Genomic DNA, 20,985 nt, shown 5'->3' on the forward strand with positions numbered 1-20,985 from the left:
TATACAATGCTACAAATGTTTTTAAGAAATGATTAAAAACAAGTAGAAACGGACACAAAAAATTCCTTTGAAAAGGCTTTTTGGGGTTTTGGGAATTTATGTCTAAAATTTTACCGCTGATTTCTGAAGAAACTAAAATTTCATCACTTTCAAAAATACCCATAGCATCAAAATTGCTATCCTTGCTGCAAGCTGTTAGTATGAGGATAAAAATAAGGCTTAAAAACTGAATTTTTTCATTGCATTTCCCATAAATTTAGTATTTGTTTGATATTATAAACCTGCATTAAAAACTCGATTTTTGGGTAATTTGTCGCAAGCTTAACCGAATGAAGTTTGTTAATATCTGTTAAAAAGTCATTAACGCTCATCACGCCATTTTGCATTTTGCTTTGCGAACTTTGGGTGATTTTTTCTTGCAAAAGAGCGATTTTTTCATTTTGTTTAAATTTTTCAAGCAAGCTTAAAGCCCTTGTTCCAGCTTCTGTGAGTAAAATTTTTGTATTCAGCTCAAATTCTTCTTGCCTTGAGGCAATTTGCATTTTTTGCACCCTTCTTAGCTCACTTTGCTCCTTGTTTGAATACAAATTGCTAAAATCTCAGTTCACCCTCACGCCCACGATATAGTAAGTGTCAAACTCATTTTTAAGCATATTTAAGGTAGGATTGCCATAACCTGCTTGTAAAAAAAGATCTAAATAGGGTAGATTTTTCGCATTTTCAAGCTTTTTGGAAGCTTCGATTTCTTGCCTTTTAGCGTCAAAATACGCTATTTCAGGTCTTTTGGTCAAAAGCTTGTTTTCTAGTTTGCCTATTTTGCTAAGATAAAGGCTCATTTCTTTAACACTACTCATTTGAAGCTCGTATTCATCAAGGCTTAAATTTGTAAGCTTAAAAAGCGTGTAAGCTGTGGAAAATCTTTGATTTAAAAGCTCTTGTTTGCTTGCGTTACTATCTAAAATTTCAATCTCAATGCGTTCTAAATCTTCCCTCAAAGCAACGCCATTTCGAAGTAAATTTTCTATGTAAGTATGATTTTTTTCAAGCTCTTTAAGATGAATGTCATTTTGCTCAAGCTGTAAATTGATCAAAAGCAAGTAAAAATAAGCATTTATAACACTTTGTTGCACCTTATAAAGCTCATTTTGCAAAGAAGCTTGCTCGCTTTGAAATTCAGCCCTTTTATAAGCTTTTTGTGCAAGGGTAGCAAAGTCAAGCAAGGGCTGGGAAATTTCGGCATAAAGATTATATTGATCCTTATTTAAAGGCTTGTAATCAAAATTTATAGGCAGATTTTCAAGGGGCAAACGCGTAACCTCGTTTTGATAAGTAGCCTTTGCACCAAGTTTCACATGAGGGATAAAATTTTTGTTAAGCTTGCTTAAATTTAGGCTTAAAGCCTCGTCCAAAAGGCTTGTATTGTTATAAAGTGGATAGTTTTGCTTTGCTTTTTGAATGCACTCTTCAAGGCTCAAATTTTCCTTTGCAAAAACTTGACTTAAGCTTAAAAGCACTAAAAAGAGGTTTAAAAATTTCAAAGCAAGCTCCCAAAAATAAATGTAAGATTAATTATAATATTTTTTTAAAATTTTTACTCAAAAATATAAAAATATAAAAATATAAAATGTTACAATTTTTCTTATAAAATGACAAGGAAGATTGTAATGTTTGATACATTGCTTCAAAATTTAAGCTATGGCGGGCTTTTTCTTATCAGCTTCATCTCAGCAACCTTGTATCCCTTAGCTTCTGAAGCCTTTGTAGTGGGCTTTGTAGTCGCTGATTTTTCGCCTTTTTGGGTACTTTTCATCGCAAGTCTTGGAAATACCTTAGGAAGCCTTAGCACCTATGCTTTAGCCTTTTTTGGTAAGAGTTTGATACTTGAAAAATACTTTTCAAAGCCTTTACAAAAACTTTCAAAAATGAATGCAAATTTTAAAAAATTTGGTTGTTTTTATGCTTTTTTAAGCTTTTTGCCCTTGGTGGGAGATATATTTGTTTTAGGGCTTGGGCTGAGTAAATATTCCTTTTTAAAAGCTACTTTTTTCATCGCCTTGGGCAAGATTTTTAGATACTTGGTTTTGATTTTTTCTGCACTTTATTTTGCATAGAAAGAAATTTATAAAAAGAATTCAAGCTAAATTTGTTATAATCCTTGTTTATTTCAAAAAAAGGAAAAAGGTTTGAAAACCCTAACGATCATCGATACCTTTGGCTTTTTCTTCAGGCTTTTTTATGCTCTAAAGGGCTTAAAAACAAGCACAGGAAAGCCAAGTAGCATGGTTTCTGGCTTTGCTAATTTTATTTATAGTTTGAAAAATGAATACAAAAGTGATTTTTTAATCTTTGCTCTTGATAGCAAGGGCAAGACCTTTCGCAGCGAAATTGATCCTAATTACAAAATCAACCGCATTCCCCCACCGCCTGAACTTTTAGAACAAATCCCTGTGTGCATACAAATGATAGAAAAAATGGGCTTTAAATCCTCATCTTTTGAGGGCTACGAGGCTGATGATATCATCGCTTCTATAGTGCGAGAATGTGAAGACAAGGACATTTTTGTGCGTATCATCACCCAAGATAAAGATCTTTACCAGCTTATAAAAGATGATAAGGTAAGTATTTATAGCCCTATTTCAAAAAATGATTATAACGAAGCAGCCTGCCTTGAAAAATACGGGGTAAAACCCTCACAAATCAGAGATTTCTTAGCTCTTTGCGGAGATAGTGCTGATAATATCCCCGGAGTCAAAGGCATAGGTGCAAAGGGTGCAAAAACCTTGCTTGATGAGTTTGGAAATTTAGAAAGCATTTATGAAAATTTAACCCTGGTTCGCAATGAACGCAGTAAAAACTTGCTTTTAGAGGGCAAGGAAAATGCCTTTTTGAGCAAAAAGCTTGCAAGTTTATATGATAAGCTTGATGTTTCAAATTTACTTGTTGGGGCTGAATTTAAGGAAGAAGAGCCGCTTTTAAAAGTCGTTGATATCTTACAAGAATATGAGCTAAATTTAGTGCTTAAAAAATTGCGGAGCAATCCTCAAAATAAGGATAAAAATTTAGGCTTCCAAGCAAAACTTATCACCGATGAAAACGAGCTTTTTTCGCTTTTACAAGGACTTGATAAAGAAACGATCATCGCCTTTGATACTGAAACCACAGGACTTGATACCAAGCATGCAAAAATCGTTGGTTTTAGCTTTTGTATGAATGAAGAAAAAGCCTTTTATGTGCCGATAAATCATGATTATTTAGGTGTGCCAAAACAAATTTCTTTTGAGGTGGCAAAAAAGGCTATAACTTTGATCTATCAAGCCTTTGTCGTGGGGCATAATCTCAAATATGATTTTGAAATCATCAAAAACAATTTTGGCTTAAATTTACCGCAAAACTATGCTGATACGATGATCTTAGCTTGGCTTAAAAACCCATCAAGTCGCGTAAATATGGACGATTTGGCTAAGAGGCTTTTTGATTATGAAACCTTGCACTTTGAAAGTTTGGTAAAAAAGGGCGAAACCTTTGCAAGTGTGGATCTTTCAAAGGCTGCCCTATATGCTAGTGAAGATGCTTTTATAACGCTTAAATTTTATCTTTATTTTTTACAAAATTTAGAAAAACCCTTACTTGATCTTGCTAAAGATGTGGAATTTCCATTTATAAAAGTCATTTTAATGCTTGAAAATAACGGCTTAAAGCTTGATACTGAGCTTTTGAGCAAACTTATGCAAAAATTTAGCGTGGATATAAAAGCACTGAGTGAAGAAATTTACGAGCTTGCTGGGGAGAGATTTAACATAAACTCGCCAAAACAAGTAAGTGATATACTCTTTGTCAAACTTGGCTTACCAAGTGGAAAAAAGGGCAAAAACGGCACTTTTTCAACCGATGAAAAGGTGCTAAATGAACTTAAAGATGAGCACGCTATCATTGCTAAGCTTTTAGCTTATAGAGAGCTTGCAAAGCTTTATTCAACATATTGCGAGCCACTTTTAAATTTGGCTTTAAATGATGAAAATTCAAGGATTTACTCAAGCTTTTTACAAACAGGAACAGCCACAGGACGCCTCTCATCAAAAGATCCAAATTTACAAAATATCCCCGCACACGGACAATACGCAAAAGACTATAAATCCTGCTTTATAGCCAAAAAAGGCTTTAGTTTTATCTCTCTTGATTACTCTCAAATCGAGCTTAGAATGCTTGCTCATTTTAGCGAAGATGAAAAGCTTATCAGTGCTTTTGCAAATGATGAGGATATTCATGCAAGAACGGCTGTGATGATATTTGGACAAAGCAATTACGAAACAAGAAGCATAGCCAAAAGCATAAATTTTGGGCTTATTTATGGAATGGGCTATAAAACTTTAAGCAAGAATTTAAATATCGAAGCAAAACTTGCAAAAGAATATATCGAAAAGTATTTTGAAAATTTCACGAGCATAAAAAGTTATTTTGAAAATGTCAAAATCGAGGCTAGAAAAAACGGCTTTATCAAGACCTTGCTTGGACGAAAAAGGTATTTTGACTTTGAAAATGCAAGTGCGATGATGAGTGCTGCTTATGAAAGAGAAAGTGTAAATTCTATCTTGCAAGGCTCAGCTTCTGATGTGATAAAGCTTGCAAGTCTTGAGATAGCAAAGCTTTTGGACGATGAAAAAAGGTTGATTTTGCAAATTCATGATGAGCTGATTTTTGAAGTCAAAGATGAATTATGCGAAAATTTTGCAAAAAAAGCTAGTGATATTATGGAAAATATAGTAAAATTAAAAGTAAATTTAAAAACTTCATCGAGTATCGCTAAAAATTGGGGCGAGTTAAAATAAGGAGAAATATTAAATGGATTTAACGACCATATTAGGAATGGTATTGGCGGTAACAAGTATTTCAGTAGGTGATATTTTAGAGGGTGGAAACCCTTTGCATGTTCTTCACCTTTCATCTTTTCTTATCGTGATGCCAACGGCTGGATTTTGTGCTATGACAGCAACACACAAAAAGATCGTAAAAGCAGCTTATAAAGAACTTGGTATCGTCTTTAAAGGAGCAAAGGTTAATCTTCCTGAAACCATAGCTCAGCTTGTTGAATTTGCTGTTATTGCAAGAAGAGATGGACTTTTAGCACTTGAATCAAAAACAAATGAGATCGACAATGAATTCTTAAGAAATGCTTTAATGATGCTTGTTGATGGAAAAAGTTTTGATGAGATACATGAAAGTATGGAAATTCAAACCGAAGAACTTGAAGAGTATTATAAAGAATGTGCTGAGTATTGGATTCGTTTTGGGGAAACTTGTCCTACTATGGGGCTTGTTGGAGCGGTTATGGGGCTTATGCTTGCACTCCAACTTCTTGATGATCCTCAAGCTATGGCTGCTGGTATTGCCGGTGCATTTACGGCTACGGTTACAGGCATCTTTGGTGCATACGCACTTTTTGCACCTTGGGGAAATAAAATGAAGGCTAATGGTATGGAGTATGTCAAAGAACAAAGAGTAATCACAGAAGCTATAAAGGGTATAGCTGAGGGTGCTAATCCTAGAGATTTAGAAGCTAAGCTTTTTAACTTCTTAGGACATGGTGATACAAAAATTTCGCAATTTGATAAATAAGAGAGTAAGAAAATGGCAAAACACAAATGTCCAGAATGCCCAGCAGGTGAAAAATGGGCTGTGCCTTATGCAGACTTTTTAAGCTTACTTTTGGCGCTTTTTATCGCACTTTGGGCGATTAGCGAAAGTAATCCTGCAAAAACAGAGGCTTTAAAAACCGAATTTATCAAAATTTTTGATTATACCGTAACTCAAACAACGGAACAAGAAAGTGCAAACCAACAACAACACAAGGGTGCAACCACAACACCTCAAGATCAAATTGATGCTCTAAAGTCTCTTACTATGACTCAGCAAGAAACGATCAGAAAGCTAAAAGCTGCTTTGGATCAAAATGAAAATCAAGTTGCCTTAAATCTTCCTGCAAAAGTGCAGTTTGCAAGAGGTAGTGCGGAAATAGCTACTGCTGATATTCAAGATTTTTTAAAATACATGGCTGATTTTTCTATGCAACTTCCTCCACAAGTTCAAATAGAAATAAGAGGTTTTACAGATAATAGCGACTCAGCTCTAAGAAGCTATGAACTTGCTTTTCAAAGGGCTGAAGCTGTAGGAAAATTTTTTATAGAAAAAGGTGTCGATGTGAAAAATATCAGCCTCAAAAGCTATGGTTTAAATGAGCCTATCAATGGCGATGCAAGTTCTTTAGAAAATAACCGAGTTGAAATTTATTACAAGGTTGATATAACTGATGAAAATGCTCAAAAATCAGTACTTGAAAGCATACAAAACTTTAATCCAAATGTTCAATGAAAAGATAAAAAGAGATGAAAGAAATTGAAGTTTGCTAAAAAGCAAACTTCATAAATTTAAGAAAATTGAGGTTTGATTTGAGCTACCCAGGCATCAATTCTGCTTTCAGTTTGATCTTCTTGGTTGTCGTTGTCAAGTGCTAAGCCTATAAATTTACCATCAACTACAGCTTCGCTTTCTTCGTATTCATATCCATCGGTTGAGATTTCGCCCACTAAAGTAGCTCCTGCTTCTTTTAGTTTTTCGGCTAATTTACCCATTCCAGAGCAATAACTATCAGAATAACTTTGGCTATCTCCCATACCAAAAACAGCTACAGTTTTTCCGCTAAGTTTTAAACCAGAAAAATCAAACGCATCCCAATCATCTTGCAAATCTCCACTTCCCCAAGTCGAAGTACCACAAATAAGCTTATCATATGAGTTTAACTTATCTGCATCAACATCTGCAACATTTAAAACTTCGCTAATGCCTAGTTTTTCAGCAATCGTATTTGCCGCACCTTCTGTGTTGCCCATAGCACTTCCATAAACTACTGCTACTGACATAAAATCTCCTTTTTATTGAAATCATTTGCGTGTCTATCCTTAAAAATAAGAATAGAAAGTCCTAATTTTAACATAAAGATATTAATAAAAATCCTTAAAAATTTATTTGCCCGAACCTTCGCAAGAAAAATTTTTTGATAAATTAAACACCTTACAATACTCAGAATACACGCAACTCACACTTCTTTTAGCACAAACTAAGGGGATATTTCTTTTCTTAGCTTCGCCTTTAATCTTTTTCATTGTATTGTGATTTAAAAAGCTTGTTAGCATCACAACGCATTTGGTATCTTGTGGTATGGGCTTGCGATTAACTCTATTTTCATTTCTTGCATCCCAATGTTCGACTTTTTTAGCACCCAAATCATGTAAAACCGCTTTAATAGGAGTGATTTCATCTGCACCTATGACTAAAACTGACATTATCGTTTCCTTAAGACAAATATTTTAATAATTGTTATTATAATATAAACAAACTTAATTTATTTTGAAAGTAATTATAAAAATATATTCATAATTAAAAAATAAAAATTAGAAATTTAATACAAAAATTATAAGTAAAATTAGCCTATATAACAAGCTATATAAAAAATTTAAGAAATACTTATCATGAAGATAAAACTTTTACATAAAAAGCTATTTATATAAAAGTTATTATCAAAAAAATACAAAATTTGAATTTTAAAAATACATTAAATATATTTTAATGATTGCGTTGCTTTAACACAGCAATGACATCATTTAAGCTTAGATCTAAATCCGCAAGCAAAACTTCTAAATGATAAAGCAAATCAGCCGCCTCATTTGCAAGCTCAAATTTATCCCTCACGCAAGCTGCTAGGGCTGTTTCAACGCCTTCTTCTCCTACTTTTTGTGCTATTCTTTTAGTGCCACTTTTAAAAAGCTTTGCAGTGTAAGAAGTGCTTTCATCTGCATTTTTACGCTCATTTATAAGCCTAGCTAGTCTTGCTAAAAAGACAAAATCAGCCTCTTTTGACACCTCCTCAAAGCATGAAATCGTCCCTGTATGACAAGTAACACCACAAGGCTTTGCCAAAATCAAAAGGCTATCTTTATCGCAGTCAAGCCCTAAATTTACGATATCCAAGAAATTCCCACTTTCCTCGCCCTTAAGCCAAAGCCTTTTTTTAGTGCGTGAGTAAAAAACCACGCGTTTTTTTTCAAAACTAGCCCTTAAAGCCTCCTCATTCATATAGCCAAGCATTAAGACCTCGCTACTTCTTATATCTTGCACGATGACAGGCAGAAGCTTATCTACCTTTTGCCAGTTGATTTCTCTTATTAATTCTTCTAAATTTATCTTTTCTAACACTGTCTTTCCTTAATAAATTTTTAAAAAAGTTTAAATTTAAAGAAGCATTTTAAAGCACAAGAAAAAAGCACTAAATTTAAGCTTTTTCTGTGTTTAGCTGGGCTTAGTTTTTTAAATTTAAACTAATTTTACTTCATTTAGCTAGTTTTAAACAGCCTCAAAGCCTCACATTTAAGCCATTTTCCTTTAAAAAAAGCTTAAGTTCTTTAATATCCAAAATCCTTTGATGAAAAATGGAAGCAGCTAAGCATGCATCAACTCCTATATTAAAAGCTTCTAAAAAATGCTTTTTAGTCCCAGCTCCTCCACTTGCTACAAGGGGGATCTTGCAAAGCTTTCTCACAGCTTTTAATTGCTCTAAATCATAGCCTTTTTTAACCCCGTCATTATTCATCATATTTAGCACTATTTCACCAGCCCCTCTTTCTTGCACCTCTTTGACCCACTCAAGCGTGAATTTACCACTATGAGCCGAGGTCTTGCTATCGCCTGTGAATTGATAGACCTTTAACCTCCCACTTTCATCTTTAAAGCTGTCAATGCCAACAACCACGCATTGCACCCCAAAGCTTTTAGCTAGGCTTTCGATCAAAGAAGGATTTTGCAAGGCTGGGCTATTAATAGAAATCTTATCCGCCCCACTTGCCAAAAGCTCGCGTGCGTCATCTTCGCTTTTAATGCCACCAGCCACGCAAAAAGGAATGCTAATCTCACATGCGACCTTACTAACCCAAGCCCTTGAAATACGCTCTTTTTTCACACTTGCACTTATATCATAAAAAACAAGCTCATCAATGCCATTTTGCGAATAAAACTTAGCAAGCTCTACTATATCGCCCATATCCTTATGATTTTGAAATTTCACGCCCTTTACAACGCGGTTATCCTTTACATCTAAACAAGCAATTATTCTTTTTGTAAGCATTCAACCCCTTCCTTAGCACTAAAAACTCCGTCTAGCAGGGCCTTACCAACGATAATCCCGCTACAACTTCCCTTTAAGGCTTTCAAATCCTCAAGGCTATTTACGCCCCCACTTGCTTGGATACAAATGCCTGCAAAGATCTCATGAATGAGCGTGTAAAGTCGCACATTTGCCCCACTTAGCGTGCCATCTTTTGAAATATCCGTGCACAAAAGGTGTTTTAATCCAGCCTTTGCATAAAATTCAAGCAGCTCAAAAAGAGTAGTATCGCTTCTTTCTTGCCAAGCATTAGTGGCTACAAAATATTTATTTTTTTTTGGGATAACATCAAGGGCGAGCGTGATTTGACCGGAACCAAATTCCTTTAAAAGCTCCTTAGTAAACTCCTTATCCCTAAGAGCCAAAGAGCCTATGACAACGCGTTTTGCCCCAGCATTTAAAAGAGCTTTTATATCTTCTTTACTTCTAATGCCGCCACCCACTTGTAAATTTACGCTTACCTTAGAGCAAAGCTTCTTTATCAGCTCATTTTGCCTTTTTTCTGGCTCTTTTGCCCCACTAAGATCGACCAAATGAAGCCATTTTGCCCCTGCTTTTTCATACTCTTTAAATTTAGCCAAGGGCTCAAACTCATAAATTTTTTGATCCTCATAAGCCCCCTTAAAAAGCCTTACTACCTTGCCATTTATCAAATCAAGTGCTGGAATGAGCTTTGTTTCTAGCATTTTTATCCTTTAAAGTTCAGTGAAATTTTTAAGCAAAAGCTCTCCAGCTTCCCCACTTCTTTCAGGGTGAAACTGCACGCCGTAAAAATTATTTTTAGCAAGGGCTGCGACGAAATCCTCGCTATATTCACAACTTGCGATTTTATGATCACTTTGCTTTACGCAATAACTATGAACAAAATAAAAAAAAGCCCCGTTAAGCCCCTTAAAAAGAGGATGAGAGCTAGAAATATCATTCCAGCCCATGTGAGGCAGAGAAAATCCCTCTTTTTGGCTAAATTTCACAGTCTCAAAGGGCATTATGCCTAGGGTTTTTTGATTTAATTCCTGGGAAAACTCGCCTAAAATTTGCATACCAAGGCAAATTCCAAGCAAGGGCTTTTTCGTGTTTTTGATAAATTCCACAAGTTTTTTTTGCTCTAAATTTAACATAGCCTTGTAAGCCGTGCCAACTCCTGGTAAAAAGAGCTTGTCAGCCTTTTCAAGTTCCTTTATATCATCGCTAATCACGCTTTCAAAGCCAAGGCGTTTAAGAGCAAAGCTTAAAGAGGCAAGATTTGCACAAGCTGTATCAATGATGGCTAGTTTCATTTATTATCCTTTCATATTCATATCTTAAGGAATCAAGGCTTATGAATTTGTCGTTTTTAAAGATATAAAAATAATTCCAGCCGTTGTGATTTTCCTTTCCAAGCTTTTTTGCTGCCATTTTATGAATGCTTAAAAGTTCATTATCATCGCTTACCTTATCATCTCGTAAAGAACAAACATAATTTTTATTTTTATCATAAAATTTTTGATTTTGTTCTAAAAAGCCTAAATTTAAAAGCTCTTTTAAGCTTACTTTTGGAGGTTTTTTCTCAAGTTCTCCCTTAGTGATTGCATTACTTATGGGATTTACCTGTCTTATTCTTGAATTTGCCACTTTTATATAAAGCTCATTTTCTTCTATGCCTAAAAAATGTCTACCAAGCTTTTTAGCTACAGCTCCTGTTGTGCCTGTGCCAAAAAAGGGATCTAAGATTAAATCCCCCTCTTTAGTGCTTGAAAGTATGATTTTTTCAAGCAAGGCTTCTGGTTTTTGGGTGTTGTGAAGCTTTTTACCATCGCTTCCTTTCAATCTCTCATTTCCTATACAAAGCCCTATATTCCACACGCTTTTTTCTTGTTTGCCCTCATTTAAGAATTTCATTGTTTTGTAGTTAAAAGTGTATCTTGCGTTTTTACTTTTAGAACACCAAATAAGAGTTTCGTGAGCATTGCAAAATCTAGTTCCTTTAAAATTTGGCACAGGATTTGTTTTATTCCAAATAATATCGCCCAAAATCCAAAAGCCCAAATTTTGCATTAAAAAGCCAAGTCTAAAGATATTTTGAAAAGAGCCTATAACCCAAATCGTCCCACTATCTTTAAGCACTCTTTTACACTCGCTAAGCCAAATTTTACAAAACTCATCATAATGAGAGAAATTTTCAAACTTATCCCACTCATCATCAACGCCCTTAAAAAGCTCCCCACTTGCCCTTAAAAGCTCCCCTTGTGTTTGCATAAAATAAGGAGGATCAGCAAAGATTAAATCAACGCTTTTACTAGGAATTTGCTTTAAAAGCTCTAAGCAATCTCCTTGCAAAATGATATCCTTTTGCATTAAAGCTCCTTTAAATTTAAAGCTGTAGGAAAAAGCTCTCTTCTTAGCTCCACAAATTCAGCTTTTGAGGAAAGCAAACTTTTGATAAGCCTAGGATAATCTTGCTTTATTTTTAATAAGGCTTCTTTTATTTCAAGGCTAGTATCAAAGTCAGGCACACTTAAAATTTCTTTGCTTCTTTTTTCTTTATTTGTCCTTAAATGAGAAATAAGTTCTTGCCAAATATCCATTCTCTTAAATAAAATTTCAAAAAGATCTTTTCCATAGAAAATAGAAATTTCAACTTGCAGATCTGTGTTATTGCTGATTTGCTCTTCGTAATATTTTTTATTTTTTTTTAAACTATCATCACAAAACCACATACAAGCCTTAATTTTTTGAGAGGGAAATTTTTGTTTTAAAAGTCTTATCTTTTTAATCAAATTTGCATATTGACCTCTTTTTTTAGTGCTATCATGATCATCTCTTATCTTTTGTTCTATCAAATAAACTTGGCTTTGATCTTTGAAAACCTGATCAGCACTAAGCTTGTTACCTTCTTCATCAAGCCCTATATTTTTATCTAAGCTTTCATAATTCATCGAGTTTATATATTCGCTTAAAATGTCTTCTATAAAATTTCCAAATTTAATCTCACAGCTTTGAGTTAAATTTTGTATAAGCTTAGTTTTAGCGTTCGTAATCCTAAAAAGTCCTATATATCTTTTTGGATTTTTAAGCACAGTAAGTAAAATTTCATAGTTTAAATCCTGAGTAAAAACCCTATCATTTAATTTTTTTTCAAAAAGCTCATATTTCATATCACGCCCTTAGAGCTAGCTAGGCTTTCGCTTTCTATCTTTACTGCTTCTTTTAAAGCCTTTGCAAAGGCTTTAAAAAGTGCTTCTGCTTTGTGATGATCGTTTTTGCCCTTAACCTTTAAATGTAGGCTTGCACCCATAGAATAAGCAAGTGAATAAAAAAAATGCTCTATCATCTCGGTGCTTAATTTTCCAAGCTTTTTTTTCTTAAATTTAGCCTTAAAAACTAGGTGTGGGCGGTTGCAAAAATCGATAGCACAGCTTGCCAAGCATTCATCCATTGGCAAGCAAAAGCCATATCTTTTAATGCCTATTTTGTCCCCTAAAGCCCTTTTTATCGCCTCTCCTAAGGCAAGAGCACTATCTTCTACGCTGTGATGCTCATCAATGTGCAAATCCCCCTTGCAACTTAGCTCAAGCCCTATTCCTGAATGAACGGCAATTTGTTCTAGCATATGATCAAAAAAGCCTATTTTAGTATCTATCTTATTTGCTCCTCCATTTAGCTTTACACGGACAAAAATATCCGTTTCTTTGGTCTTTCTTTGAACCCTAGCCACTCTAAAAGTGCTTAAAATTTCATTAAGGATTTGATCCCAATTAAGTTCACCAACTTTGAGCCCACGAACGCCCAAATTCGAAGCTAAAAGCATGTCTGTATCCCTATCTCCTATGACAAAGCTTTGCTGCTTATCAAAGAGCTTAAATTTAATATAATCGCTTAAAAGTGCGGTCTTTGGCTTCCTGCACTCACAATTTTCATCTTCAAAATGAGGGCAAATAAAAATATCTTGAAATTCTATACCGCAGCTTTTTAAAAGTTCAAGCATTTTAAAATGTGGCTTTTCAAAGCTTTCTTTAGGAAAACTATCAGTTCCAAGTCCGTCTTGATTGCTAATAAGCACAAATTTAAAGCCAAAATTTTTAAGCCTTATTAAAGCTTCAATCGCTCCTTTTATAAAGCAAAGTTTTTCGAGGCTATCAACTTGTAAATTATCCTTTGGCTCTTCTATGAGCGTGCCGTCTCTATCTATAAATAAAATTTTACTCATTTTAGACTTTCAAGCCTTAGGCTAACTGCCTTTTTGTGGGCATCTAAAAGCTCGGCTTTGGCAAGCGTTTCAACCACAGGGGCAAGCTTTTTAAAGCCTGTTAAGCTTAGCTCTTGCACGGTCATTTTCTTAGTAAAATCGCTTAAATTTAGGCTTGAATGTGTTTTAGTAAGAGCATAAGTTGGCAAAACATGATTTGTCCCACTTGCATAATCGCCCATTGACTCAGGCGAATACGCACCCAAAAAGATAGAGCCAGCATTTTGAATGTCCTTTAAAAGCGTTCTTGGCTTCTTGGTTTGGATAATCAAATGCTCTGGTGCATACAAATTTGAAATTTCAACCGCTTCTTTTAAATTTTTAGCGACGATAATGCGAGAGTTTTCTATGGCTTTTGAGGCGATTTCTTTGCGTGGCAAGCTTTGAAGCTGAATTTGAACCTCTTTTGAAACCTCTTTTGCAAAATCTTTGCTAAGACAAAGTAAAATGACCTGAGAATCTGCTCCATGTTCTGCTTGGGAAAGCAAATCACTTGCCACAAAATCAGCCCTTGCAAACTCATCAGCAATAACCAAAACCTCACTAGGTCCTGCTTGCATATCTATAGCAGCTCCTTCAAAATCAGCACTCACCTGCCTTTTTGCCTCGGTTACAAAAGCGTTTCCTGGTCCAAAAATTTTATCCACCTTGCAAACGCTTTGTGTGCCATAAGCAAGAGCTGCGATAGCTCCAGCTCCTCCCATTTGATAAATTTCACTTACCCCACATAAAGTTGCAGCGTATAAAATGGCTGGATTTATCTTTGCTGGGCTTGCTAGGACGATTTTTTTGCACCCTGCTATTTTAGCTGGAATTGCTAGCATTAGGGTAGTAGAAAAAAGCGGTGCTGAGCCTCCTGGTATATAAAGACCCACTTTTTCGATAGCACGGCTTATAAGCTCGCATTTTACACCCTTTAGGGTTTGAACCTTGATAGGCTCAAAAATTTGAGCTTCGTGGAATTTATATATGTTTTCATAGGCTATTTTTATGGCTTTTTTAAGCTCTTTGGAAACTTCTTTTGAAGCTTTTTTAATGAGCTTTGAATCAAGTTTTACCGAGCCAATATCGACCTTATCAAATTCTTTAGCCTGCCTTATCAAAGAAGCATCGCCTAACTCCCTAACTTCTTTAATGATCTTTGAAACTGTGGCTGAAAGTTCAGCACCAAGCTTTATAGCAGGGCGTTTTAATGCCTCTTTTTTTTCCTCTTCATTTAACTTATCAAAAACTACAATTTGCATTTTTTATCCTAATTTAACATTTTTTCTATAGGTAGTACCAAGATCGAGCTTGCACCTTCATTTTTAAGAGCTTCCATAGTTTCCCAAAACAAATTTTCCTTGCTTACCATGTGCAAAGCCACCTTTTCATCATCATTTGCCAAAGGTAAAATGGTCGCTTTTTCAAGACCAGGAAGTAAAAAAGTGATCTTTTCAAGCTTGTTTTTTGGAGCATGAAGCATGATATATTTGCTTTCTCTTGCTTGCATAAGCCCTGTGATACGAAGCAAAAGCTTATCCACAAGGGCTTGTTTTTCTTCGCTTAAAGGCTCTTTTTTTTGGATCAAACAAGCCTTTGAAGTGTAGATAGTCTCTACTTCTTTAAGCGAATTTGCCTGCAAGGTAGCCCCGCTTGAGACCAAATCACAAATGCCATCAGCTAAATTTGCCCTAGGAGCTACCTCAACAGAGCCTGTGAGCATGCAAGTTTTATAACTTATACCCTTTTCTTTCATAAATTTTTTTAAAAGCTGAGGATAAGAAGTAGCGATCCTAAGTCCCTCAAAGCTTTCAAGTCCCTTATACTCAGTATCTATGGGCAAGGCAAGGCTAAGTCTGCATGAGCCAAAATCAAGCTTTTTAAGCACTTCAAAGCTAGCTTCCTCGCCACTTGCCTTTCGCTCAAGGGCATTTTCTTCAAGCACATTTTCACCCACTATGCCAAGATCCACTACGCCGTCAAATATAAGCCCCGGAATGTCATCATCACGCACCCTTAAAAGATCTATGGGTAAATTTGTAGCACAGGCGATGAGGCTTTGCTCGTAGATATGCATTTTAACCCCGCATTCGTTTAAAAGCGTGAGACAATCCTTGCTCAAACGACCTGATTTTTGTATGGCTATACGCAAACGCTCCTGCATAGTATTTTCCCTTTGTATTAGTCAAATAGAGCTAAATTCTATCATAAATTTAAAAAATTCAAACTGAAAGAGGGAACAATATTTTAAACAAAGAAAACGAGAAAAACTAAGGGATAATGAAAAGCCCTAACCTATAAAAATAGGTTAGGATAAATTTAGAATTTCTTTTTATTGACATCTTCTAGAATTTCAGTTGCAACCAAATCAACTGCACTACTGATTTCTTTTGAGCGATTGGCGATTTGAACATTGGTTTGTGTAGTATTTTCAAGCTGAGAGATAGAATCATTAATTTGACTAATGCCCATAGTTTGTTCTTTGATGCTTTCAGCCATATCATTAATGCTTTGTACAAGGATATTTGTATTAGCTTCGATCTCGCTTAAGGATTTTTGCGTTCTTTCAGCAAGCTTTCTAACCTCATCAGCAACAACGGCAAAGCCTCGTCCATGCTCTCCAGCTCTTGCAGCTTCAATGGCAGCATTAAGAGCAAGTAGGTTTGTTTGATCGGCTATATCTCTAATGATACCAATGACATTTTTAATGTCCTCACTTTGAGCAATAACCTCACTTGTTCTACTTGTAACACTTTGCATAGAACTTGTGATTTGCTCTACTGCGGCTGCTGTTTGTTCAAGGGAATTTGCTTGGGTATTAGCTGATTGTGCTAAATTTTGCACCGCCTCTTCTAGTTCTTTTGACTTAGACTCTAAATTTTGAGCAAAGCCTGAAGAAGTTTGTAGCATTTTTCGTATTTCTTCGCCTAAAGCATTAGTAACCTTATCAACCTGTCCGGTCGGGTTGTTTATCGAGGTGCTAAAATCAAGTCTAGTATAGCTATCAAATACGCGGTTAATCTCGTGCAAATCTTTACCTATGGCTGTGCAAAGAAGTTCTAAAAGCTCGTTAACAGAGTCTTTGAGCTGATTTAAGCTTGGATTGCTTCCTTTAAGGGAAATTCTCTTTGTAGCAGAACCATCTTTAGCAGCATTGATAGCGACTAAGGCGTCCTTTACAAGAGCGTTATCTTGTTCGACATTTTTTTGCGTTCTTTCTATATTTTCATTGATAGCTAGCGCCATTTGTCCAAATTCATCACGAGTTTTGATATTGATCTTAGAAACACTTTGAGACTTATGGTTAAGAAAATCAAAAAAGCTGTTTAAACCTGTCGATACAAGATTTAAAGAACCCAAAGTTTTAGTGATGATCACCTTAAAGAGTATGGTTGCAACGACCATTAAAGAAAGTCCTAAGATGATTTGTTGTATCAAGCTTCTGTTTAAAGGATCTTGATAAACTGAATTTGCAGTAACGCTACAAACTATGTAATCTGGATTATTGCTTGGTCCACAGATCACAGCTTGAGCTTGTCCTTGATCATCATTAGCAAAAAACACATCATCTGTTTCATCAGCTGGATCTAAAAGTTCTGGATTTGCCTTTAAAGTGGCTGCTATGTTTGAACTTAAGGTATTTGATTTAAGCATTCTTGAAACATCGCTATGAAACATTATAACCCCATCAGGACTATAAACAGCAGTATAAGTATCTGTGCTATTTCCCATTGATAAGACCTCTTTTGAGAAATTTCCAAGATCCATATCAGCACCAACCACCCCTATAAATCGTCCATTTTTATACACAGGTGCTGCATAGGTGATGCCTATTTTCCCGGTTGCTTCAAAAAGATAAGGTTCGGTGGCAACAAGTCTATTTTCTGTTTTTGCTTTGACATACCAAGGACGATTTTTTGTGTCATAATTATCCTTAGCAAGAGAAAGGATTCGACCATCTGATTGGATATTTTCTCCTGTTTCTTCTATACCAAAATACACTATATCAAAACCGCCTGTTTTTAAGATAAGCTTGACTTGATTCATAACATCTTCATGATCGATATCATCACGCTTGCTTAACTCATCAGCCAAAATCAAAACTTGATTATGCTTTTGGGCTGTTTGGATATTAAAATTTAAGATAACATCGTTCATGGTCTTTGTTTGGATTTCGTTAAGATATTTGTTGATATCATCTTTTGATTGCTGATAAGACAAAATAGCTATAGCAACAAGCATTGTAGCGATCAACAAAGATCCAAGCAGGGTTAACCTACTCGATACTCTCATTTTTCTTCCTTAATTGTTTTTATTGCTTGCAATTTTATTAAATTTTATATAAATTTGAAATAAAAATGCCATTTTTTGCACATCGTCTTTCAAGACAAAAATTTAAGTCCAACACTAGAAAAAATGACAAGAAAAAGAAAGAAAAATTTAAAAAAGCTCGTTTGTTCTTTAAAAAATATCACTCCTACAATGACGCCTCCAGCAGCACCTATACCTGTCCAAACCGCATAAGCTGTCCCCATAGAAATGCCTTGCATAGCTAAGGATAAAAAGCCAAAGCTTAGCATAAACTGCACTGCTATGGCGAGCAAAAAGATCTTTTTGCCTGTGCTTACAAGCTTTTTCATGGCTATAATGCCCACGATTTCCATAAGTCCAGCGATAAACAAAAAGAGCCAGCTCATCGATCAGTCCTTGTTTGTTCTAACTCATCAAGTCCTAAATCCTTAGAAACTTCTTTCACAAAGTCATCATCGTATTCTTTACTTGTAAATTTAAGTCCGATAACTCCAAAAAGCAAAACAGCGATAAGGATCACCTTAAGCAAAGAAAAAGGCTCATGAAAAAAGAAAATTTCACTTAAAACAACTCCAGCCGTTCCAATGCCCACAAAAACAGCATAAGCAACACTTACTTCTATCCTTTTCATCGCATAAAGCATACAACAAAAAGAAATCAATATACCAAGTCCGGTAAAAATATATAAGGCAAAGCTATTGGCGTATTTAAGCCCACTTACCCAAAAGCACTCAACAATACCACCAAAAATCACCAAAGCCCAGGCTAAATTTGTCTTTTGCATTTTTTAAACTCTCATTTTAAAGCTAAATTTAGCATTTTAATCATTTTTTTCAAGTTCTTTTTTAAATTTACACTTAGGGCATTCTAAAAAAGTGCCTTTTTTAAGCTCTTTTAGCACTAGATATGATTTACACTCAGGACAGTCCTCATCAACAGGCCTTAAATTGCTTATAAAATTACATTTTGGATAGGCACTACAACCATAAAATTTACCCCTTTTTGAAAAGCGTTCAACCACTTCCCCTTCCTTACAAAGCGGACAAGTTAAGCCTATAGTATTTATCTTTTTAGCCTCTTTTTGCTCTGTTAAAGCTCTTGAATATCTGCATTTTGGGAAATTTAAACAAGCTACAAATTCCCCATATCGCCCCTTTCTTATGCCAAGCTCGCCCCCACATTCAGGGCATTTTTCTTCAAGCTTAACGACGGTTTTTTGCGAGGCTATATTTTTTTTGCCAGCTTCTATCTTTCTCATAAAGGGAAAGTAAAAATCCTTCAGTGTTTCTTGCCAATCAGCCTTATTTTCAGCTATCTTATCAAGGGTATCCTCAAGCTTTGAGCTAAATTCAGCATCAACTATATCAGCGAAGTTTTTTTCCAAAAGCTCAATCACGCTAAAGGCTACCTCGCTTGGTATGAGCTGTTTTTTTTCTATTTTTACATAATCTCTGCTTGTGAGTATAGAAATGGTAGGAGCATAGGTTGATGGACGCCCTATTCCTAAGCTTTCAAGCTTTTTTACCAGCCCTGCTTCGCTGTATCTTGGAGGTGGCTCTGTGAAATTTGAACTCAGATCAAGGCTTTGCACGGCTAAGCTTTGTTTTAAACTAAGCTCAGGCAAGATCTTATCCTTATCCTTTTCCCCATAAATTTTATAAAAACCATCAAAAATGATCTTTCGCCCACTTATCTTAAACAAAGCCTTGCCACCCTTTACAAAGATAGCCTCACTTTGAGAAAGAGCATCATTCATCTGGCAAGCTAAAAAGCGGTTGTAAATGAGGGTGTATAATTTTAATTCGTCCTTTTCTAAAAACTTAGTTGCAATTTCTGGGCTAAAGCTTAAATTTGTAGGACGGATAGCCTCATGTGCTTCTTGAGCACCTTTTGCCTTGGAAGTATAAAGCTTAGCCTTGGCTGGCAAGTATTTTTCTCCAAATTCTTTTTTTATGAAAGTTCTTGCAGCTTCAACCGCTTCTTTGGCTAAATTTAGACTATCTGTTCTCATATAAGTAATAACGCCCATTATTCCTTGATGGGTCTTAACCCCCTCATAAAGCCTTTGGGCTATCATCATGGTTTTTTTGGGATTAAAGCCAAAATTTGAAGAAGCACTTTGCTGAAGGGTTGAGGTCATAAAAGGAGGCGGAGTGCTTATCTTTCTTTGTTTGCTTTCAATATCACTAACCTCAAATTTAGCCTCCTTACACTCTTTTAAGATGAGCTTGGCTCTGTCTTTATTGGTTAGGCTTAATTTTTCTATTTTTTGGCTATCAAATTCCACAAGCTCAGCTTCTAAATCCTTTTCAAAGATCATATCTATAGTAAAATACTCAAGTGGCACAAAGGCTTTGATCTCTTTTTCCCTATCAACTACGATCTTTAAAGCAGCACTTTGAACCCTGCCAGCACTAAGCCCTCTTTGTATCTTTAAAGCTAACAAAGGACTTAGCTTGTAGCCTACAATACGATCAAGCAAACGCCTAGCTTGTTGGGCATTAACTGAGTTTATATCAAGCTTTCTTGGATTTTCAAGAGCCTTTTTTATGGCATCTTTGGTGATTTCGTGAAAGACTATGCGAGGCAGGGCATTTTCATCTTTGCCAATAGCCTTAGCGATATGATAAGCAATGGCTTCGCCCTCCCTATCCTCATCAGTTGCTAAAAAGATATTCAAAGCCTTGCTTGCCTTTTGTTTTAGCTCTTTGACAAGGGCTGTATGATCGCTTGTGATCTTGTATTCAGGACTAAAGCTTTCATCTTCAATTTTTATACCAAAGCTTGTTTTTGGAAGATCTCTAATATGACCCTTTGAGGCTATAACCTCGTAATTATCACCTAAAAAATTGCCTATGGTTCTAGCCTTTGCAGGTGATTCGACTATGATTAAATTCTTTGCTTTCATGTATAATTCCTAAGTTTAAAAATGAGAGATTTTACTCAAATTTTGTTAAAATTTGCTAAAAGTATATACAAAAATCATATAAGGGAGTAAAAAAGGATTTGAAAAGAGCAAGATAAACTTGCTCTTTAGTTTTAAAACTGCTTTTTCTTCACATCAGCTAAGATATTTGCAGCTATGGTATTAACACTATCAGAAATCACAGAAGAATCATTAGCAATCTTCACATTTTCTTGGGTAACACTTTCAATGTGTGCTACGCTTTCATTGATTTGAGTTATACCTGCTGTTTGTTCTTTGATACTTTCAGCCATATCATTGATACTTTGCACAAGTAAATTTGTATTGGCT

20 protein-coding genes and 3 pseudogenes are annotated in these 20,985 nt (G+C 35.4%); 4 read left to right on the top strand and 19 right to left on the bottom strand.

Features of this window, described 5'->3' with window-relative positions; translation table 11 throughout:
• Window positions 1-236: 236 nt before the first annotated feature.
• Window positions 237-542, bottom strand: coding sequence for a hypothetical protein (locus tag DMB92_RS08640; RefSeq protein ID WP_142682659.1), 306 nt, complete (start codon window positions 540-542; stop codon window positions 237-239).
• Between the two features lie 57 nt (window positions 543-599).
• The gene (locus DMB92_RS08645; protein ID WP_185900187.1) at window positions 600-1,538 is read right to left on the bottom strand and encodes a TolC family protein; all 939 of its coding nucleotides are present in this window, start codon (window positions 1,536-1,538) and stop codon (window positions 600-602) included.
• 126 nt (window positions 1,539-1,664) lie between these two features.
• Here DMB92_RS08645 and DMB92_RS08650 point away from each other — a divergent pair, with 126 nt between their 5' ends.
• The 4 genes from DMB92_RS08650 to motB all read left to right on the top strand — a co-directional run bounded on the left by DMB92_RS08650 (window position 1,665) and on the right by motB (window position 6,366).
• Window positions 1,665-2,111, top strand: coding sequence for a YqaA family protein (locus tag DMB92_RS08650; RefSeq protein ID WP_142682661.1), 447 nt, complete (start codon window positions 1,665-1,667; stop codon window positions 2,109-2,111).
• Between the two features lie 72 nt (window positions 2,112-2,183).
• On the top strand, window positions 2,184-4,826 hold the full coding sequence (gene polA / locus DMB92_RS08655; protein ID WP_142682662.1) for a DNA polymerase I: 2,643 nt from the start codon (window positions 2,184-2,186) through the stop codon (window positions 4,824-4,826).
• 13 nt (window positions 4,827-4,839) lie between these two features.
• Complete coding sequence (gene motA / locus DMB92_RS08660) at window positions 4,840-5,613, top strand: flagellar motor stator protein MotA (protein ID WP_142682663.1); 774 nt, start codon at window positions 4,840-4,842, stop codon at window positions 5,611-5,613.
• A gap of 12 nt (window positions 5,614-5,625) precedes the next feature.
• Window positions 5,626-6,366: a flagellar motor protein MotB gene (gene motB, locus DMB92_RS08665; RefSeq protein WP_142682664.1), complete on the top strand. Its 741-nt coding sequence runs from the start codon at window positions 5,626-5,628 to the stop codon at window positions 6,364-6,366.
• Window positions 6,367-6,422: 56 nt separating this feature from the next.
• Here the strand turns inward: motB and fldA are convergent, their stop codons facing one another.
• From fldA to DMB92_RS08745, 17 genes and pseudogenes are all read right to left on the bottom strand, one after another.
• A complete protein-coding gene (gene fldA / locus DMB92_RS08670) occupies window positions 6,423-6,914 on the bottom strand; it encodes a flavodoxin FldA (RefSeq protein WP_142682665.1) in 492 nt (163 codons plus the stop codon).
• A gap of 102 nt (window positions 6,915-7,016) precedes the next feature.
• The gene (locus DMB92_RS08675; RefSeq protein ID WP_142682666.1) at window positions 7,017-7,337 is read right to left on the bottom strand and encodes a DUF2325 domain-containing protein; all 321 of its coding nucleotides are present in this window, start codon (window positions 7,335-7,337) and stop codon (window positions 7,017-7,019) included.
• Between the two features lie 280 nt (window positions 7,338-7,617).
• Window positions 7,618-8,235, bottom strand: a complete 618-nt coding sequence (gene hisIE, locus DMB92_RS08680; RefSeq protein WP_142682679.1) for a bifunctional phosphoribosyl-AMP cyclohydrolase/phosphoribosyl-ATP diphosphatase HisIE — start codon at window positions 8,233-8,235, stop codon at window positions 7,618-7,620.
• Between the two features lie 169 nt (window positions 8,236-8,404).
• On the bottom strand, window positions 8,405-9,172 hold the full coding sequence (gene hisF / locus DMB92_RS08685; protein WP_142682667.1) for an imidazole glycerol phosphate synthase subunit HisF: 768 nt from the start codon (window positions 9,170-9,172) through the stop codon (window positions 8,405-8,407).
• The gene (gene hisA, locus DMB92_RS08690; RefSeq protein ID WP_142682668.1) at window positions 9,154-9,897 is read right to left on the bottom strand and encodes a 1-(5-phosphoribosyl)-5-[(5-phosphoribosylamino)methylideneamino]imidazole-4-carboxamide isomerase; all 744 of its coding nucleotides are present in this window, start codon (window positions 9,895-9,897) and stop codon (window positions 9,154-9,156) included. Before hisA ends, hisF begins: the two co-directional genes overlap by 19 nt.
• A 9-nt stretch (window positions 9,898-9,906) precedes the next feature.
• Entirely contained in the window at window positions 9,907-10,488 is a 582-nt protein-coding gene (gene hisH / locus DMB92_RS08695) for an imidazole glycerol phosphate synthase subunit HisH (protein ID WP_142682669.1), read from the bottom strand.
• Window positions 10,469-11,545, bottom strand: a complete 1,077-nt coding sequence (locus DMB92_RS08700) for a DNA-methyltransferase (protein ID WP_142682670.1) — start codon at window positions 11,543-11,545, stop codon at window positions 10,469-10,471. The genes hisH and DMB92_RS08700 overlap by 20 nt, the downstream gene beginning before the upstream one ends.
• Complete coding sequence (locus DMB92_RS08705) at window positions 11,545-12,345, bottom strand: HpyAIV family type II restriction enzyme (protein ID WP_142682671.1); 801 nt, start codon at window positions 12,343-12,345, stop codon at window positions 11,545-11,547. Before DMB92_RS08705 ends, DMB92_RS08700 begins: the two co-directional genes overlap by 1 nt.
• Window positions 12,342-13,397: a bifunctional histidinol-phosphatase/imidazoleglycerol-phosphate dehydratase HisB gene (gene hisB / locus DMB92_RS08710; protein ID WP_142682672.1), complete on the bottom strand. Its 1,056-nt coding sequence runs from the start codon at window positions 13,395-13,397 to the stop codon at window positions 12,342-12,344. The genes DMB92_RS08705 and hisB overlap by 4 nt, the downstream gene beginning before the upstream one ends.
• Window positions 13,394-14,680: a histidinol dehydrogenase gene (gene hisD / locus DMB92_RS08715; protein ID WP_142682673.1), complete on the bottom strand. Its 1,287-nt coding sequence runs from the start codon at window positions 14,678-14,680 to the stop codon at window positions 13,394-13,396. The genes hisB and hisD overlap by 4 nt, the downstream gene beginning before the upstream one ends.
• A gap of 8 nt (window positions 14,681-14,688) precedes the next feature.
• A complete protein-coding gene (gene hisG / locus DMB92_RS08720; RefSeq protein WP_142682674.1) occupies window positions 14,689-15,582 on the bottom strand; it encodes an ATP phosphoribosyltransferase in 894 nt (297 codons plus the stop codon).
• A gap of 155 nt (window positions 15,583-15,737) precedes the next feature.
• Window positions 15,738-16,127 (bottom strand): annotated as a pseudogene (locus DMB92_RS09570) (methyl-accepting chemotaxis protein); the annotation flags it as partial.
• A 900-nt stretch (window positions 16,128-17,027) separates the two neighbouring features.
• A pseudogene (locus DMB92_RS09575) lies at window positions 17,028-17,711 on the bottom strand (cache domain-containing protein); the annotation flags it as partial.
• 89 nt (window positions 17,712-17,800) lie between these two features.
• Window positions 17,801-18,115, bottom strand: a complete 315-nt coding sequence (locus tag DMB92_RS08730) for a DMT family transporter (RefSeq protein WP_142682676.1) — start codon at window positions 18,113-18,115, stop codon at window positions 17,801-17,803.
• A complete protein-coding gene (locus tag DMB92_RS08735) occupies window positions 18,112-18,513 on the bottom strand; it encodes a DMT family transporter (protein WP_142682677.1) in 402 nt (133 codons plus the stop codon). Before DMB92_RS08735 ends, DMB92_RS08730 begins: the two co-directional genes overlap by 4 nt.
• A 36-nt stretch (window positions 18,514-18,549) precedes the next feature.
• The gene (topA, locus tag DMB92_RS08740; protein ID WP_142682678.1) at window positions 18,550-20,637 is read right to left on the bottom strand and encodes a type I DNA topoisomerase; all 2,088 of its coding nucleotides are present in this window, start codon (window positions 20,635-20,637) and stop codon (window positions 18,550-18,552) included.
• 131 nt (window positions 20,638-20,768) lie between these two features.
• Window positions 20,769-20,985, bottom strand: a pseudogene (locus tag DMB92_RS08745) (hypothetical protein); the annotation flags it as partial.

Origin of the sequence: Campylobacter sp. MIT 99-7217, assembly GCF_006864365.1 — a bacterium.
In the GTDB taxonomy this organism is placed as follows: Bacteria; Campylobacterota; Campylobacteria; order Campylobacterales; family Campylobacteraceae; genus Campylobacter_D.

Bases quoted from the DNA above. Each gene is read 5' to 3' on its own strand.
- DMB92_RS08640 (WP_142682659.1), bottom strand. From the start codon at position 542: ATGCAAATTGCCTCAAGGCAAGAAGAATTTGAGCTGAATACAAAAATT.
- DMB92_RS08650 (WP_142682661.1), top strand. From the start codon at position 1,665: ATGTTTGATACATTGCTTCAAAATTTAAGCTATGGCGGGCTTTTTCTT.
- motA (WP_142682663.1), top strand. From the start codon at position 4,840: ATGGATTTAACGACCATATTAGGAATGGTATTGGCGGTAACAAGTATT.
- motB (WP_142682664.1), top strand. From the start codon at position 5,626: ATGGCAAAACACAAATGTCCAGAATGCCCAGCAGGTGAAAAATGGGCT.
- fldA (WP_142682665.1), bottom strand. From the start codon at position 6,914: ATGTCAGTAGCAGTAGTTTATGGAAGTGCTATGGGCAACACAGAAGGT.
- DMB92_RS08675 (WP_142682666.1), bottom strand. From the start codon at position 7,337: ATGTCAGTTTTAGTCATAGGTGCAGATGAAATCACTCCTATTAAAGCG.
- hisF (WP_142682667.1), bottom strand. From the start codon at position 9,172: ATGCTTACAAAAAGAATAATTGCTTGTTTAGATGTAAAGGATAACCGC.
- hisA (WP_142682668.1), bottom strand. From the start codon at position 9,897: ATGCTAGAAACAAAGCTCATTCCAGCACTTGATTTGATAAATGGCAAG.
- hisH (WP_142682669.1), bottom strand. From the start codon at position 10,488: ATGAAACTAGCCATCATTGATACAGCTTGTGCAAATCTTGCCTCTTTA.
- DMB92_RS08700 (WP_142682670.1), bottom strand. From the start codon at position 11,545: ATGCAAAAGGATATCATTTTGCAAGGAGATTGCTTAGAGCTTTTAAAG.
- DMB92_RS08705 (WP_142682671.1), bottom strand. From the start codon at position 12,345: ATGAAATATGAGCTTTTTGAAAAAAAATTAAATGATAGGGTTTTTACT.
- hisB (WP_142682672.1), bottom strand. From the start codon at position 13,397: ATGAGTAAAATTTTATTTATAGATAGAGACGGCACGCTCATAGAAGAG.
- hisD (WP_142682673.1), bottom strand. From the start codon at position 14,680: ATGCAAATTGTAGTTTTTGATAAGTTAAATGAAGAGGAAAAAAAAGAG.
- hisG (WP_142682674.1), bottom strand. From the start codon at position 15,582: ATGCAGGAGCGTTTGCGTATAGCCATACAAAAATCAGGTCGTTTGAGC.
- DMB92_RS08730 (WP_142682676.1), bottom strand. From the start codon at position 18,115: ATGAGCTGGCTCTTTTTGTTTATCGCTGGACTTATGGAAATCGTGGGC.
- DMB92_RS08735 (WP_142682677.1), bottom strand. From the start codon at position 18,513: ATGCAAAAGACAAATTTAGCCTGGGCTTTGGTGATTTTTGGTGGTATT.
- topA (WP_142682678.1), bottom strand. From the start codon at position 20,637: ATGAAAGCAAAGAATTTAATCATAGTCGAATCACCTGCAAAGGCTAGA.